The organism is Pseudomonas sp. CCI3.1, assembly GCF_034313985.1.
GTDB lineage: Bacteria > Pseudomonadota > Gammaproteobacteria > Pseudomonadales > Pseudomonadaceae > Aquipseudomonas > Aquipseudomonas psychrophila.
In genome coordinates this window covers 2,244,890-2,258,751 of the sequence record NZ_JAVIWO010000001.1, presented here as the reverse complement: position 1 = coordinate 2,258,751, position 13,862 = coordinate 2,244,890, and the positions used below count along the sequence as shown (strand labels likewise).

Genomic DNA, 13,862 nt, shown 5'->3' with positions numbered 1-13,862 from the left:
GGTGTTTAACGGTACGCCGTTGCAATGCCCTGGCGTTCATTGAGGCATTCGACATCGCCCATTTCGAACTCGCGACAAATCAGCGGGCGCAGCTCATAAATGGTGCACATCATGGTGTTGCGGTCCAGGGCCGCACACCAGCCATCATCCAGACGTAGCATCACTTCACCGCCCCAGTCATCGTTGTCGATAAAACGCTCAGGCACGCCGGTATCGGTGATCAACATCACTTCCAGTTGGCAGCAGCACGCCGCGCACGTCGAGCAGGTGACAGCGGGTTCGGTAATTTCGGTCAGGGGGATGTTGGTCATAGGCGCGCAGTGTAAGGCAGAGCTGCCATCAGGTGTACATGTGCTGATGAACGCAGGTTTTTTTATAGAAACCAGGCTGCCGGTCAAGGGGCCCTTGTAGCCGCTGACCCCGTGGGAGCGAGCCTGCTCGCGAACAACCTTCGCGAGCAGGCTCGCTCCCACGGTTGAAATCATGCAGTCCTTATCGCAGCCTTCGGCAGCGGCTACAGGCGTTTAGCAATGGAAACAACCCCGCCCACAACAGGCTCAATCCGGCCAGTGTAGGCCACAGGCCCAAGGGGAATTGCACCGCGCCCAGACGTTGCCCGGCGTAATACGACAGCGGTCCACCGATGGCACCCAGCAAAACAGCCCGCCACCAGGGCTTGGTAGTCCACGCCAGACAGTGGTTCAAAGTGGTTGCCAGCAGGGCCCAAAGCAGTATCAGCCAGAATGGAATCAACAAACCGGGCTGCTTGAAGGCGAAAACCCCGGCATTGAGCAGCAGACTGTCGACGGCAGTGCCGAGCAAACACACGACGGCCACCAGACGGACTTCTGCCATTGAGCGACTTATCCACAGCAGATGCGTGAACAAGGCAACACCTGCCAGCACTAACCACAGGCTATTGCCGCCCAGCACACAGGCAAACCAGCCGAGCTGGAACAGCCCGGCATTCGCCAGATTCTTAAGCATTGAAGCGGCCGAGCAATGGTTCAGGCATGGCAGCAGGCTTGGCCAGCAACAACTGCGCAGTGCCGATGCTGCGTTCCAGAAAGCCACCTTCGCAGTAGCACAGGTAAAACTCCCACAGGCGCAGGAAGTATTCGTCGTAGCCCAGTTCCGTCAAGCGGCTGTGAGCACGACGGAAGTTCTCATGCCACATGCGCAGGGTTTTGGCGTAGTGCAGGCCAAAGTCCTCCATGTGCATCAGATTCATGTCAGTGTCCTTGCCCACGATTTCGAGCATTTTTTGCACACTGGGCAGCGCACCGCCAGGGAAAATGTAGCGCTGGATAAAGTCAACGCTGCTTTTGGCTTGCTCGTAACGCTGCTCGCGAATGGTGATGGCTTGCAGCAGCATCAACCCGTGGGGCTTAAGTAGACGGGAGCACTGTTTGAAGTAGCTGGGCAAAAAGTGATGACCCACTGCCTCGATCATTTCGATCGACACCAGCTTGTCGTATTGCCCGGTTAAGTCGCGGTAATCCTCCAGCAGTAACGTCACCTGGTCTTGCAACCCCAAAGCCTCAACGCGGGTTTTGGTGTAGTCGAACTGCTCCTTGGACAGGGTCGTCGTCGTGACCTTGCACCCGTAATGCTGTGCGGCAAATAACGCCATGCTGCCCCATCCGGTGCCGATTTCGAGCAAATGGTCTTCAGGTTTGAGGTCGAGCTTCTGACAGATGCGTGCCAGCTTATTGAGCTGCGCTTGTTCCAGCGTGTCGTCAGGGCTTAAAAATTGCGCCGCTGAATACATCATGGTCGGATCGAGAAACTGCTCAAACATCTCATTGCCAAGGTCGTAATGCGCGGCAATGTTTTTTTGCGAGCCCTTGCGGGTATTGCGGTTGATCCAGTGCAGGCCGCGTATCAGCGGGCGGCCCAGACGCGCCAGGCCACCCTCCATTGCATCAAGTACGTCCATGTTACTGACCAGCACGCGGATCACCTTGGTCAGGTCAGGGGAAGTCCAATAGCCATGAATAAAGGCTTCACCCGCGCCAATCGAGCCGCTGCTGGCCATCATGCCCCACAGGCTTGCATCGTGAATCTGTACTTCGCCGACCAGGCCCGCGGTGCTGTCACCGAACATCAGGCGTTCGCCGTTTTCGATCACCACCAGGTGACCGTTTTTCAACTGGCCGAGCTGGCGCATTACACCGCGTCTCAGCAGCGCACTGGTCAGATTATGGGTAGTCGACAGTGAGGATTTGCTCACCAGGCTAGAGCTCTTCATGGCGTTTATCCTTAGGTTGCAGGGCGGCAATTCGAAAGGCGCCGTCGGCGGCCTGATGGGAAAAAATCGGTGTGCGTTTAAGAAATAGGCGCAAGGCTTGCCAGTAAATGGCCAGACAGGTTTTGGCGGTCATCCACGGAAACTGCCGCAAGTAGCGATGCACCCCGGCGCGGTCCAGTGTCGTGCGTTGCAGGTTGAGGGTGGCGTCGAACAGCTTCATGTCGCCTTGCCAGTCGGCCATGTGCACCCCGAGCCGGGCCCCGGGTGGACTGAAACTCATGCGGTATTCCAGATCCCGAGGCAAAAAGGGAGAGACGTGAAAGGCTTTGGCCACGCTCGCATATTGAAAACCGTCCCCTTGAGCTGGCAGCACGTAGTGATAGCGTTCGCGCCAAGGCGTATTAGTGACTTCACACAAGATTGCGGCCAGTTTCCCGTCCGCCTCGTGGCAGTAAAAGAAACTCACGGGGTTGAAAGACAGCCCCCAGCTGCGGGCTTGCGTCAGCAAACAGACTGAGCCCTGGGGCGTATGCCCTAAGGCGACGCCTACTTGCTGGCGAACCGCGTCAATCAGGCGCATACCGGTTGCCGTGTACGCTTTCAGGTAATCGGTTTCGCGAAAAGAGAAGGGCGCAAAGCGGCTTTTTCCAGCCAGCGATGAAAGCCCCAGTACAGCGTCTTGCTCATCCAGATCCAGATACAGCAAGCCGATCTGGTAACGAAACGCATGGGTGGTCGGCGCAAAGCGTCGATGGGCGATCCAGCCGCTGTACAGGGCGCTGTTCATAGTTGTCGGCCAAAGGCCTGGGCCACGCGCAATGCGCTGACCACGCCGTCTTCATGAAAACCGTTGGCCCAATAGGCACCGCAAAAGTAGCTGTGCCGAGCGCCCAGCAGTTCTTGCCAGCGCGCTTGCGCGGCAATGGCGTCCAAGCTGTATTGCGGATGCGCGTAGTTGAACCGGGCCAGTACTTTGAACGGATCAATTGCACTGGTTTGATTGAGGCTGACGCAGAATGTTGTCTCGCTCTGAATCCCTTGCAGGATGTTCATGTCATAGGTCACGGCCGCACGTTTTTGACCTGCTGCGCCCAGGCGATAATTCCAGCTCGCCCATGCTAGTTTTCGGTCTGGCAACAAGCGGGTATCGGTGTGCAGCACTACGTCATTTTCGGCATAGGGCATCGCGCCCAGAATTTGCTGCTCTGCAGATGAAGGGTCGGCCATCAAGCTGAGCGCCTGGTCGCTGTGACAGGCAAAGATCACTTTGTCGAAGTGTTCAGTACCGCCAGCGCTGTGTACCTGAACGCCCTGTTCAGTGCGGACCACCTGGATGACCGGGCAGTTGAGGCGGATTCTGTCGGCGAAACCTGCGCTTAACGGTTGAACGTAGGCACTGGAACCTCCTTCAATCACACGCCATTGCGGGCGATTACTGACGCTGAGCAAACCGTGATTTTTGAAAAAGCGCACAAAAAACTGCAGCGGAAAGGTCAGCATGTCTGCCAGTGACATGGACCAAATCGCTGCGCCCATCGGCACGATGTAGTGCTCGATAAAGCGCGATCCATAGCCCTGCTGCTGCAGGTAGTCGCCCAGCCGGGTGTCGCTGGCAATGCGCTGCTCGTCCAGATCGCGAATGGCTTGGCGATTGAAGCGCAGGATGTCACGCAACATGCCCCAGAACCCGGGAGATAACAGGTTGCTGCGCTGGGCGAACAGGCTGTTGAGGGTGTTGCCGTTGTATTCGAGATTGCTCTCGGTGTCGTGTACTGAAAAGCTCATTTCAGTGGCTTTTGAGCGAACCCCTACCTGGTCCATCAGCTTGATGAAATTAGGGTAAGTCCAGTCATTGAACACGATAAAACCGGTGTCGATGGCATAGGACCGGCCCTCGACACTCACGTTGACGGTGTGTGTGTGGCCGCCGACCCAGTCACTGGCCTCGAATACGCTGATGTCGTGTTCTTTGTGCAGCAGGTAGCCGCAGGTGAGCCCCGAAATGCCGCTGCCAATGATCGCGATTTTCATGATGGTTTACCGTCAGAATTACGGGCCAGACGTTTGCCGAGTGCTACTTGCAGGCGTTTTGGCAAGTTCGCCAACAGCCGCAGCGTGACGATAAACAGGGTGGGGAAGGCGATCTCCAGCGGACGTTTTTTCAGGCGCTGGCAAATATGCTGTGCCGCCTTTATCGCTGACCAGCGCATGGGCATCGGGAAGTCGTTGTTTTCGGTGAGCGGTGTGTCAACGAAGCCCGGGCTGACGAGGGTGACGTCGATGCCTTCCTGGGCCAGGTCGATACGCAGCGATTCGAGCATATAGCGCAAGCCCGCTTTTGACGCTCCGTAAGCCTGGGCACGTGGCAGCGCCCAATAAGTGACAGAACTCACCACCCCCACCAGATACGGACGCGAACCAGCGCGCAGTAGTGGCAGTGCGCTCTCAATGCAGTAACAGTTGGCCAGCAGGTTGGTGCGCACCACGCGCTCAATCAGTGCAGAGTCGAATTCGCGCACGTCGACATATTCACAGGTCCCGGCGTTAAGGATTACGGTGTCCAGAGCGCCCCAGGCTTGGGCGATGCGTTTGCTGATCTCTCGGACCTGCACAATGTCGGTCAGGTCGCCGGGCACCAGCAGGACTTGACCAGGGAAACGGTCGGACAAGGCTTTCAAGGGGGCGATCGTGCGAGCAGTCAACGCCAGCCGGGCGCCGCTTATGAGCAATTCCTCAGCCATTTGGGCGCCAATCCCGCTGCTGGCGCCTGTCAGCCAGATCCGCCGTCCGTCAGCCATGGCTCACCTCCAGTAATTGCCGTGATGGCAAGCTCTTGAAAGCGCTCAGGGCCCGCTCACGGCTTTGGCTCAAATTGACCATGGGCGCCGGGTAATTGGCCACGCCAAACAGCCCGCCTATAGAAGCGGGGTTGTGCACCTGTTTTTTATTCAGATCCGCCAGTTGAGGCAGCCAGTGCTTAATAAACCGGCCCTCTGGATCAAAACGCTCTGACTGAGTCAGCGGGTTGAAAATTCGGAAATACGGTACTGAATCGGTGCCTGTGGATGAACTCCACTGCCAGCCACCGTTGTTGGCGGCCAGATCGCCGTCGATCAAGTGCTGCATAAAAAACCGCTCGCCTTCGCGCCAGTCGATCAACAGGTTTTTGGTCAGGAACATTGCGACCACCATGCGCAGGCGGTTGTGCATCCAGCCGGTTTCCAGCAGTTGGGCAATCGCCGCGTCGATAATCGGGAAACCGGTGCGCCCCTGTTTCCAGGCGGCCAGTTCATCCGGTGCGTTACGCCACGGCAGGTACTCAGTTTCGGGGCGGAAGGCCCGATGGCGGGAGACCCTTGGGTAACCGACCAGAATATGTTTGTAGAACTCGCGCCATAGCAGTTCGGTAATCCAGGTGAACACCCCCGGGCTGCCGCTTTCAAACTCGCCGTTGTTACTGTGCAATGCCGCATGCAGGCATTGGCGGGGTGAGATAACGCCCGCCGCGAGATAGGTCGAAAGTTGGCTGGTACCGGGTTTCGCCGGCAGGTCGCGTTCGTCCTGGTAGAAATGAATTTGCTCATCGGCAAACTGCGCCAGGCGCTGCTGAGCTTCTTTCTCGCCTGCGGGCCACAGCGCCCGAAGAGATTCGCTGGGCGCAGCAAAACCGCTGACCGATTCGGGAATGCTGTCAGGCACGATGTTCAGCGGTGCCTGGCTGTCAGGCCTGGCGACAATACGCGGCAAGGCCATGTGCAGTCGGTTGTAGCAGATCCTGCGAAACTGGCTGAAGACCTGAAAGTACGAGCCCGATTGCGTCAGGATGCTGCCCGGCTGAAACAGCAGTTGGTCGAGGTAGCGATGAAACTCGATACCCCGGGCTTCAAGGCTCTGTGCCACCTCCTTGTCACGACGGGTTTCGTTGATGCCGTATTCTTCATTGACGTGGACTGCCTGAACGTCGAGTTGCTGACACAGTTCAAGCAGCACTGCAGACGCCTGATCCCAGGTTGGGGCGGTACGAATCAGCAGCGGGATATTCAGTTGCTGCAAGCTGTCACTCAAGGTGCGCAGGTTTCGCAGCCAGAAATCGACTTTGCACGGCGCATCATCATGGGCCTGCCATTGCTCGGGGCTGATGAGGTACACGGCCGCAGTAGGGCCACGTTTGGCTGCGGCGCTCAGGGCGGTGTTGTCGTAGTGGCGCAAGTCGGTGCGCAGCCAGATCAGTTGCATGTCAATTCCTTGCTATAAAAGGCCGAGTTGGCTGAGGCGTTGATGGGCCTCAACCGGGTCGTGGGCCAGGTACAATCCTGCGATCTCGGTTGCAGTTACGGACAACAGGTCGAAATGGATGCATACCGTTGGTCCGGCAATCAGGGTCGGGCATTCAATGCCGCCCAGTAGCTTGGGCAGTGCTTGGGTATTAAGGGTCTTGCTCGAATACAGCACCACCGCGCGGGGCTTTAAATGCTCCACAGCAAGGCCCAGCTCGCCGTTGGGCAGTGGCGCGTCGAACACTTCGACCGGGCAGTGACTGCTGCTGACCAGCAGTGCGGTGAGCCACAGTTGAGGCTCGAAAGGCAGGTCCGAATGGTTGATCAGCAATACCGGTGCACCCTTGAGCGAGCGGTTGTTGTGATAAATCCGGGCCCCCAGTTTGCTGCGCAACCAGGAGTGGAAAAACACCCGTTCCAGTTGCGCACCGAATTGCCCTTGCCAGCGCTGTTCCAGATCGTTGAGCAGGGGCATCAGCAGTTGTTCGCAGAGCGGGCGAGCGGGGTAGAGCGACATCGCCTGATTGAAGCAATCATCCAGGCGGCGCTCGGCCAGTTCACCGATGGACTCCATCATGGTTTGGCGCCAGGTCTGCCAGTCACTGTCGGGTGTTTCGGCTGGAGTCGAAGGCGTGTTAAGCAGCGGCTTGATCTGGCTGACCGAGACACCACGATTGAGCCACAACAAAATGTGCTGGATGCGCTGGATGTGTTCGGTCGAAAACAGGCGATGACCCTTGGCCGTGCGGTGCGGCACGATCAGGCCATAGCGGCGCTCCCAGGCACGCAAAGTCACGGCATTCACACCGGTGATGCGCGACACTTCACGAATGGGCAACCAGCCTTCAGCCAGTGCCTGGCTGTAGTCCGTGTCAGGGGTATTGGACATGATCAGGTCATCATTCATGGTCAGATGGCATTGCGCAGGCTGAGGTCTTCAGGATGCGGCTGCAGGTAAACCTGGCGCGAGATATACGGGTGCGGGTGCAGGCGAAAGTGATGCTTGAGCAGGGTCAACGGCACTACCAGCGGCACGATGCCGTGTAGGTACTGGCCAATCAGTTGTTGAACTTCCTGCTTGTCTTCCGGGCTGATGGATTGCTTGAGGTAGCCGCTGATGTGTTGCAGCACATTGGTGTGGGTGCGACGGGTCGCGCATTTTTTCAGGGCTTTCATCAGTTCGCTGAAGTACTGCGGTGCTATGTCTCGCGGGTCTTGCTTGCCAAGACTGCCGAGCAAATTGCCGAGGATTTTGTACTGCACCGGATGATGGGCCATAAGCTGATATTTGTAGCAGGCGTGAAACTCTGTCAGCGAACGGCGGGTGATGCCCTGTTCGAGTAGGGCTTGCCAGGCGCTGTAGGCATAGACCCGGGTCATGAAGTTTTCGCGCAGAACCGGATCATTCAATCGACCGTCTTCCTCCACCGGCAAGTCGGGATGGGCGTCACAGAACGCTTGGGCGTAAATGCCGCGCCCGCTCAACTCCGCAGGGCGACCACCGTCCTGGTACACCTTGACCCGCTCCAGGCCGCATGACGGCGACTTTTGCATGAAGATGTAGCCACAGATATCGGTGTGAGCTGCGGCCATTTCCACACCGTAGTCGTGCAATGGCCGGGTCACGTTCAAAGTGCTGTCGACGGTGCCAACAGCTTGCGGTTGTGCAGGGTTGCCCACCAGTCGTACAGGTTGGCGCGGAATGCCAAGACCGATGGCGACCTCGGGGCACAGGGGCACGAATTCGAAGTGTTGGTTCAACGTCTGGCTGCACAGCCGCGACTCTTTGTGCCCGCCGTTAAAGCGGACTTCGGCCCCCAGCAAGCATGCGCTGATAGCGATTTTCGGTTTGTGCCGGGCGGGAACGGTGCTGGCCATGTGACGAACCTCCAAGAATTACTTGTACATCTTTTAATCGATGTACAACTTGAGTTCATCATAGACTTGACGTTGTACAAGTCAATTGTCTTGTACAAGTATTTGAAGTGCTGCCGAAAGGATTATTGCCAGCCCATTTTCCATTCGCCCGCATCCTGCAGGCTTTGCCACGTCAAACGCTGATTGCGCTGGGTAAGCACCGCTTGCAGTTCGATATCGAGCACGGTGCCTTCTTCGTCGCAAAACAGCTGGGTGACCAGAAAATGTTTTTCACGGTTACGCGGCACAGCTGCTGTCCATTTTGACAGCAGCAATTTGCGCGGGTTGATGCGGTTCATTCCAGGTGCTCAATCAGCCGGCGTGCAGCTTCCTGACCACTCAGCCATGCCCCTTCGACGCGACCCGACAGGCACCAGTCGCCGCAGGCATACAGGCCCAGATCGGAGTCCGCCAGGGCCCCCCATTCATGGGCTGCGGCGGGGCGGGCGTAGAGCCAGCGGTGCGCCAGGCTGAAAATCGGTGCAGGAGTCGGAAAGTGCATCAGTTCGGCGAATGCACCATGAAGGTGTTCGATGACCGCCTCCTTGGGCAAGTCGAGGTTTTGCTTGCTCCAGGTGCTGGTCGCGTGCAAAACCCAGGTGTCAGGCTGGCTGGCACGTCCGGGTTTGCTGGGGTTGCGGGCCAGCCAATCCAGCGGGCTGCCTTGTACGAAGCAACCTTCCATAGGTGTGTCGAGGGGCGATTCAAAGGCCAGGGCGACGGCCCAGGCAGGTTCCATTTTGACCCCGGCAGCGGTGCTTGCCAGTTTTGGGGCGCTGGCCAGCAGAGAGGTGGCCTGGGGCGCTGGCGTGGCAATGATGACGTGGCTGAAAGGACCGTGTTCTTCACCCTCGGCATCCAGCAGGTGCCAGTGTTTTTCGCCGCGTATCAGGTCGGTGATCTGGCACGTAAAACTCACTGGCAGACTGCCAAGCAGGCCGCGAGTGATGGCACTCATGCGCGGGGTACCTACCCAACGGGTTTGCTCGTCAGGGGAGGGGCTCAACTGACCATTTTTATAGTGGTACAGGTGTGGCTCCCACTCGGCGGCCCAGCCATTGATTTGCCATTGCTGGACTTCATCGACAAAACGCCGGTCACGTGCGGTGAAGTACTGAGCCCCCAGGTCCAGTACACCGACATCGCTGCGTTTGCTCGACATGCGCCCGCCGCTACCACGGCTTTTATCGAAAAGATGAATCGCGTGACCTGCCTTGTGCAGGGTATTTGCTGCTGCCAGTCCGGCTATGCCGGCGCCAATAATCGCGATAGGTACAGTCATTGTGGCCTCGATCTCTGTTTGCACAGACTACGCCGTTGGCAATACCTGTACAATTCTATTTGTTAGTATAGGTTTTAGTCTTTCTTCCAGATCCATGTGGCCTATTCTTAAGTCAGGTCGACGACCGATAAAAGGTCTTCATATAAAAATAGACCAGTGCTCCCGATAAAACTCCTTGCGAGGATCAACTCATGCACATATTGCTGACCGGCGGTACAGGCTTGATAGGGCGTCAGCTCTGTCGTCACTGGCTGGCGCAAGGCCATCGCCTTAGTGTGTGGAGTCGGCGCCCAGAGCAAGTGGCCCGACTGTGCGGCGCTCAGGTCAAGGGGATTGCCCTCCTCGAAGAGCTGGGACAGGAGCGGATTGATGCTGTGGTCAATCTGGCAGGCGCACCCATTGCCGACCGTCCCTGGACCCGCAAACGCAAGGCTTTGCTGTGGAGCAGTCGCATCACTCTGACCGAAACCCTTGTGGCCTGGCTGGAAAGCCGTGAGCAAAGGCCATCCGTGTTGGTATCCGGTTCGGCCGTGGGCTGGTATGGCGACGGGGGTGAGCGTGAGCTGACCGAAGACTCGCCGCCCGTCAGCGAAGATTTTGCCAGCCACTTGTGCATTGCCTGGGAGGAGACCGCGCAGCGGGCGCAGGCCTTGGGGATCCGTGTGGTACTGGTGCGCACGGGTCTGGTGCTGGCGGCCGAAGGCGGCTTTTTGTCGCGCCTGTTGTTGCCGTTCAAGCTGGCACTGGGCGGGCCGATAGGCAATGGTCGGCAATGGATGCCGTGGATTCATATCAAGGATCAAATTGCCCTGATTGATTTTCTTGTGCATGAGAATGCCACCAGCGGTCCTTATAATGCTTGCGCACCGCACCCGGTACGTAATGCCGATTTCGCCAGGACTTTGGGCAGCGTGTTGCACCGCCCGGCGTTTATGCCCATGCCCGCCTTTGTGTTGCGCGTGCTGTTAGGCGAAATGTCCGGTTTGTTACTGGGTGGCCAGCGGGCGATGCCTGCAAGGTTGCAGGCTGCCGGTTTTACTTTTCAGTTCACCGATTTGCGCGCGGCACTCGATGATGTAGCCGCCCGCCTCTGAAATAGGAAGTTGCATGACCGACCACGCGCTGTTGCTGGTTAACCTGGGTTCACCGGCGTCTACTTCGGTAGCGGATGTACGCAGTTACTTGAACCAGTTTTTGATGGACCCGTACGTGATCGATTTGCCGTGGCCGGTGCGGCGTTTGCTGGTGTCGCTGATCCTGGTCAAGCGTCCCGAACAGTCGGCCCATGCTTATGCCTCGATCTGGTGGGACGAGGGTTCGCCGCTGGTTGTGCTCAGCCGTCGCTTGCAGCAGGCGATGACTAAAGAGTGGACTCAGGGCCCGGTTGAACTGGCAATGCGTTACGGCGAGCCGTCGATTGAAACCGTGCTCACCCGTCTGTCGGCGCAGGGCATCAAGAAGGTCACGCTGGCACCGCTTTATCCACAGTTCGCTGACAGCACCGTGACCACCGTGATTGAAGAAGCCAAGCGCGTGGTCAAGGCTAAAAAGCTGCCGATGCAATTCTCGATTGTGCAGCCGTTCTACGATCAACCCGAGTACCTCGATGCCCTTGTGGCCAGTGCCAAGCCGCATCTGGAGCAGGATTACGATCATCTGCTGCTGAGTTTTCACGGTTTGCCCGAGCGGCATTTGCACAAGCTGGACCCGACCGGTAACCATTGCTTCAAGAATGAAGACTGTTGCCAGAACGCTTCACCCGCGGTTCTGCAAACCTGTTATCGAGCCCAGTGTTTGCGTTCTGCCCAGGCCTTTGCCGAGCGTATGGGCCTGCCTGAAGGCAAATGGTCGGTGGCGTTCCAGTCACGTTTGGGCCGGGCCAAGTGGATCGAACCCTACACGGAGGCGCGTCTTGATGCGTTGGCCAAACAGGGAGTGAAGAAGCTGTTGGTGATGTGCCCGGCGTTTGTGGCCGATTGCATCGAAACGCTGGAAGAGATTGGTGATCGCGGACGCGAGCAGTTTATAGAGGCGGGGGGCGAAGAGTTGGTGCTGGTGCCGTGTCTCAATGACAGCCCGCAATGGGCGTCGGCGTTGAAAACATTGTGTGAACGGGCGCCGCTGGCGCTTTAGAAAAACCCGTGTGGGAGCGGCTTGCTCGCTCCCACACGGATTACAGGTCAGATAACGGGCCCGTCACCTTTCTTGTGTTTCCAGCTGTCATTGCCCGGCAGGATCAGGTTCAGCGCAATGGCCACAATGGCGCACAGCGCGATGCCTTTCAGACCGAAATCTTCAGGCCCCATCCCCGTCCCGATCAGCACACCGCCAATCCCGAACACCAACGTCACCGATACGATCACCAGGTTGCGTGCCTCGCTCAGGTCGACCTGGTGGCGGATCAGGGTGTTCATGCCCACGGCTGCAATTGAACCGAACAACAGGCACAGAATTCCGCCCATTACGGGGACCGGAATGCTTTGCAGCAGTGCGCCGAACTTGCCGACAAACGCCAGGCTGATGGCGAAGATCGCCGCCCAGGTCATGATTTTCGGGTTGTAGTTCTTGGTCAGCATCACTGCGCCAGTCACTTCGGCGTAGGTGGTGTTGGGTGGTCCACCCAGCAAACCAGCTGCGGTGGTGGCAATGCCGTCACCGAACAGCGTGCGGTGCAGACCCGGCTTCTTCAGGTAGTCGCGACCCGTCACGCTGCCTACGGCAATCACGCCGCCGATATGTTCAATGGCCGGAGCAAGGGCTACCGGGACGATAAACAGAATCGCCTGCCAGTTGAACTCGGGGGCCGTGAAGTGCGGCATGGCGAACCACGGCGCAGCGGCGATTTTGGCGGTGTCGACGACGCCGAAGTAGAACGCCATGCCAAAACCTACCAGCACGCCGGCGATGATGGGCACCAGACGGAAAATCCCTTTGCCGAATACAGCCACGATCAATGTGGTCAGCAGCGCTGGCATCGAAATCATCATGGCGGTTTGATAGTGAATCAGCTCGGAGCCATCTTCAGCGCGGCCCATGGCCATGTGCGCAGCAATGGGTGCCATTGCCAGGCCAATCGAGATAATCACCGGGCCGATCACCACAGGTGGCAGAAGGCGGTCGATAAAACCGGTGCCCTTTAGCTTTACCGCGAAACCGAGAAAGGTGTACACGAAACCGGCTGCCATGACGCCGCCCATGGTCGCGGCCAGGCCGAACTGCCCCTTGGCGAGAATGATCGGGGTAATGAAAGCGAAACTCGAAGCCAGAAAGACCGGCACTTGGCGCCGGGTCACGATCTGGAACAGCAGAGTCCCGAGACCCGCCGTGAACAGCGCAACGTTAGGGTCGAGGCCTGTAATCAACGGCATCAACACCAACGCGCCAAACGCCACGAAGAGCATCTGCGCGCCAGAAATTATCTGGCGCCAGAGCGGGTCGTTGAACTCGTCCTGCATGTTATGCGTCCTTTTGCTTGGTGCCGAAGATCTTGTCGCCGGCATCGCCCAGGCCCGGAATGATGTAGCCGTGCTCGTCCAGGCGCTCATCGATCGAGGCCGTGTAGATGATCACGTCGGGGTGGGCCGCTTCTACAGCAGCAATGCCTTCAGGGGCGGCAACCAGCACCATGGCGCGGATTTCCTTGCAACCGGCTTTTTTCAGCAGATCAATAGTGGCAACCATTGAAGAGCCAGTTGCCAGCATCGGGTCGATAATCATCGCCAGACGCTCGTCGATTTCCGGTACGAGTTTTTCCAGGTAGGTATGGGCCTGCAGGGTTTCTTCGTTACGGGCAACGCCGACAGCGCTGACTTTGGCGCCCGGGATCAGGCTCAGAACGCCTTCCAGCATGCCGATACCGGCGCGCAGGATGGGAACGACGGTAATTTTCTTACCGGCAATTTTTTCAACTTGAACCGAGCCGCTCCAGCCTTCGATCTCGTAGGTTTCGAGAGTCAGGTCACTGGTAGCTTCGTAGGTCAGCAAAGCGCCGACTTCCTGGGCGAGCTCTCGGAAATTCTTCGTGCTAATGTCAGCGCGACGCATGAGGCCGAGTTTATGACGGATTAGCGGATGGCGTATCTCACGGATAGGCATAGGGAAAAACTCCGGGGGGCAGGCAAAAAAACCGGCCTAG

The 13,862-nt window shown here is 57.9% G+C and carries 15 protein-coding genes; 2 read left to right on the top strand and 13 right to left on the bottom strand.

Annotated elements, in window-relative coordinates; translation table 11 throughout:
• Positions 1-5: 5 nt before the first annotated feature.
• The 11 genes from RGV06_RS10415 to RGV06_RS10365 form a co-directional block, all read right to left on the bottom strand.
• Positions 6-311: a YkgJ family cysteine cluster protein gene (locus tag RGV06_RS10415; protein ID WP_037032157.1), complete on the bottom strand. Its 306-nt coding sequence runs from the start codon at positions 309-311 to the stop codon at positions 6-8.
• Positions 312-492: 181 nt separating this feature from the next.
• Complete coding sequence (locus RGV06_RS10410; RefSeq protein ID WP_322149945.1) at positions 493-987, bottom strand: DUF2878 domain-containing protein; 495 nt, start codon at positions 985-987, stop codon at positions 493-495.
• Positions 980-2,251, bottom strand: a complete 1,272-nt coding sequence (locus tag RGV06_RS10405; protein WP_019825100.1) for an SAM-dependent methyltransferase — start codon at positions 2,249-2,251, stop codon at positions 980-982. Before RGV06_RS10405 ends, RGV06_RS10410 begins: the two co-directional genes overlap by 8 nt.
• Positions 2,238-3,038 carry a DUF1365 domain-containing protein gene (locus RGV06_RS10400; RefSeq protein ID WP_322149943.1) on the bottom strand — a complete coding sequence of 267 codons (801 nt, stop codon included), beginning with the start codon at positions 3,036-3,038 and terminating at the stop codon, positions 2,238-2,240. The genes RGV06_RS10405 and RGV06_RS10400 overlap by 14 nt, the downstream gene beginning before the upstream one ends.
• The gene (locus RGV06_RS10395; protein ID WP_046809103.1) at positions 3,035-4,282 is read right to left on the bottom strand and encodes an NAD(P)/FAD-dependent oxidoreductase; all 1,248 of its coding nucleotides are present in this window, start codon (positions 4,280-4,282) and stop codon (positions 3,035-3,037) included. The genes RGV06_RS10400 and RGV06_RS10395 overlap by 4 nt, the downstream gene beginning before the upstream one ends.
• On the bottom strand, positions 4,279-5,049 hold the full coding sequence (locus tag RGV06_RS10390) for an SDR family NAD(P)-dependent oxidoreductase (RefSeq protein WP_322149941.1): 771 nt from the start codon (positions 5,047-5,049) through the stop codon (positions 4,279-4,281). The genes RGV06_RS10395 and RGV06_RS10390 overlap by 4 nt, the downstream gene beginning before the upstream one ends.
• Positions 5,042-6,487, bottom strand: coding sequence for a deoxyribodipyrimidine photo-lyase (gene phrB, locus RGV06_RS10385; RefSeq protein WP_019825094.1), 1,446 nt, complete (start codon positions 6,485-6,487; stop codon positions 5,042-5,044). The genes RGV06_RS10390 and phrB overlap by 8 nt, the downstream gene beginning before the upstream one ends.
• 12 nt (positions 6,488-6,499) lie before the next feature.
• On the bottom strand, positions 6,500-7,435 hold the full coding sequence (locus RGV06_RS10380; protein ID WP_198822210.1) for a MerR family transcriptional regulator: 936 nt from the start codon (positions 7,433-7,435) through the stop codon (positions 6,500-6,502).
• Between the two features lie 2 nt (positions 7,436-7,437).
• Positions 7,438-8,406, bottom strand: coding sequence for a YbgA family protein (locus RGV06_RS10375; RefSeq protein WP_322149940.1), 969 nt, complete (start codon positions 8,404-8,406; stop codon positions 7,438-7,440).
• Positions 8,407-8,528: 122 nt separating this feature from the next.
• The gene (locus RGV06_RS10370) at positions 8,529-8,744 is read right to left on the bottom strand and encodes a TIGR02450 family Trp-rich protein (RefSeq protein ID WP_019825089.1); all 216 of its coding nucleotides are present in this window, start codon (positions 8,742-8,744) and stop codon (positions 8,529-8,531) included.
• Positions 8,741-9,727, bottom strand: coding sequence for an NAD(P)/FAD-dependent oxidoreductase (locus tag RGV06_RS10365; protein ID WP_019825087.1), 987 nt, complete (start codon positions 9,725-9,727; stop codon positions 8,741-8,743). Before RGV06_RS10365 ends, RGV06_RS10370 begins: the two co-directional genes overlap by 4 nt.
• A gap of 191 nt (positions 9,728-9,918) precedes the next feature.
• Between RGV06_RS10365 and RGV06_RS10360 the strand changes: the two genes are divergently transcribed.
• Both RGV06_RS10360 and hemH read left to right on the top strand, forming a co-directional pair.
• Positions 9,919-10,821, top strand: coding sequence for a TIGR01777 family oxidoreductase (locus RGV06_RS10360; protein ID WP_046809107.1), 903 nt, complete (start codon positions 9,919-9,921; stop codon positions 10,819-10,821).
• A gap of 13 nt (positions 10,822-10,834) precedes the next feature.
• Positions 10,835-11,860, top strand: a complete 1,026-nt coding sequence (gene hemH, locus RGV06_RS10355) for a ferrochelatase (protein WP_322149939.1) — start codon at positions 10,835-10,837, stop codon at positions 11,858-11,860.
• 47 nt (positions 11,861-11,907) lie between these two features.
• Here the strand turns inward: hemH and RGV06_RS10350 are convergent, their stop codons facing one another.
• Together RGV06_RS10350 and upp are read right to left on the bottom strand one after the other, a co-directional pair.
• Complete coding sequence (locus tag RGV06_RS10350) at positions 11,908-13,182, bottom strand: uracil-xanthine permease family protein (RefSeq protein WP_019825081.1); 1,275 nt, start codon at positions 13,180-13,182, stop codon at positions 11,908-11,910.
• Between the two features lies 1 nt (position 13,183).
• Positions 13,184-13,822 carry a uracil phosphoribosyltransferase gene (gene upp, locus RGV06_RS10345; RefSeq protein WP_019825079.1) on the bottom strand — a complete coding sequence of 213 codons (639 nt, stop codon included), beginning with the start codon at positions 13,820-13,822 and terminating at the stop codon, positions 13,184-13,186.
• Positions 13,823-13,862 lie beyond the last annotated feature (40 nt).

Bases quoted from the DNA above. Each gene is read 5' to 3' on its own strand.
- RGV06_RS10415 (WP_037032157.1), bottom strand. From the start codon at position 311: ATGACCAACATCCCCCTGACCGAAATTACCGAACCCGCTGTCACCTGC.
- RGV06_RS10410 (WP_322149945.1), bottom strand. From the start codon at position 987: ATGCTTAAGAATCTGGCGAATGCCGGGCTGTTCCAGCTCGGCTGGTTT.
- RGV06_RS10405 (WP_019825100.1), bottom strand. From the start codon at position 2,251: ATGAAGAGCTCTAGCCTGGTGAGCAAATCCTCACTGTCGACTACCCAT.
- RGV06_RS10400 (WP_322149943.1), bottom strand. From the start codon at position 3,038: ATGAACAGCGCCCTGTACAGCGGCTGGATCGCCCATCGACGCTTTGCG.
- RGV06_RS10395 (WP_046809103.1), bottom strand. From the start codon at position 4,282: ATGAAAATCGCGATCATTGGCAGCGGCATTTCGGGGCTCACCTGCGGC.
- RGV06_RS10390 (WP_322149941.1), bottom strand. From the start codon at position 5,049: ATGGCTGACGGACGGCGGATCTGGCTGACAGGCGCCAGCAGCGGGATT.
- phrB (WP_019825094.1), bottom strand. From the start codon at position 6,487: ATGCAACTGATCTGGCTGCGCACCGACTTGCGCCACTACGACAACACC.
- RGV06_RS10380 (WP_198822210.1), bottom strand. From the start codon at position 7,435: ATGAATGATGACCTGATCATGTCCAATACCCCTGACACGGACTACAGC.
- RGV06_RS10375 (WP_322149940.1), bottom strand. From the start codon at position 8,406: ATGGCCAGCACCGTTCCCGCCCGGCACAAACCGAAAATCGCTATCAGC.
- RGV06_RS10370 (WP_019825089.1), bottom strand. From the start codon at position 8,744: ATGAACCGCATCAACCCGCGCAAATTGCTGCTGTCAAAATGGACAGCA.
- RGV06_RS10365 (WP_019825087.1), bottom strand. From the start codon at position 9,727: ATGACTGTACCTATCGCGATTATTGGCGCCGGCATAGCCGGACTGGCA.
- RGV06_RS10360 (WP_046809107.1), top strand. From the start codon at position 9,919: ATGCACATATTGCTGACCGGCGGTACAGGCTTGATAGGGCGTCAGCTC.
- hemH (WP_322149939.1), top strand. From the start codon at position 10,835: ATGACCGACCACGCGCTGTTGCTGGTTAACCTGGGTTCACCGGCGTCT.
- RGV06_RS10350 (WP_019825081.1), bottom strand. From the start codon at position 13,182: ATGCAGGACGAGTTCAACGACCCGCTCTGGCGCCAGATAATTTCTGGC.
- upp (WP_019825079.1), bottom strand. From the start codon at position 13,822: ATGCCTATCCGTGAGATACGCCATCCGCTAATCCGTCATAAACTCGGC.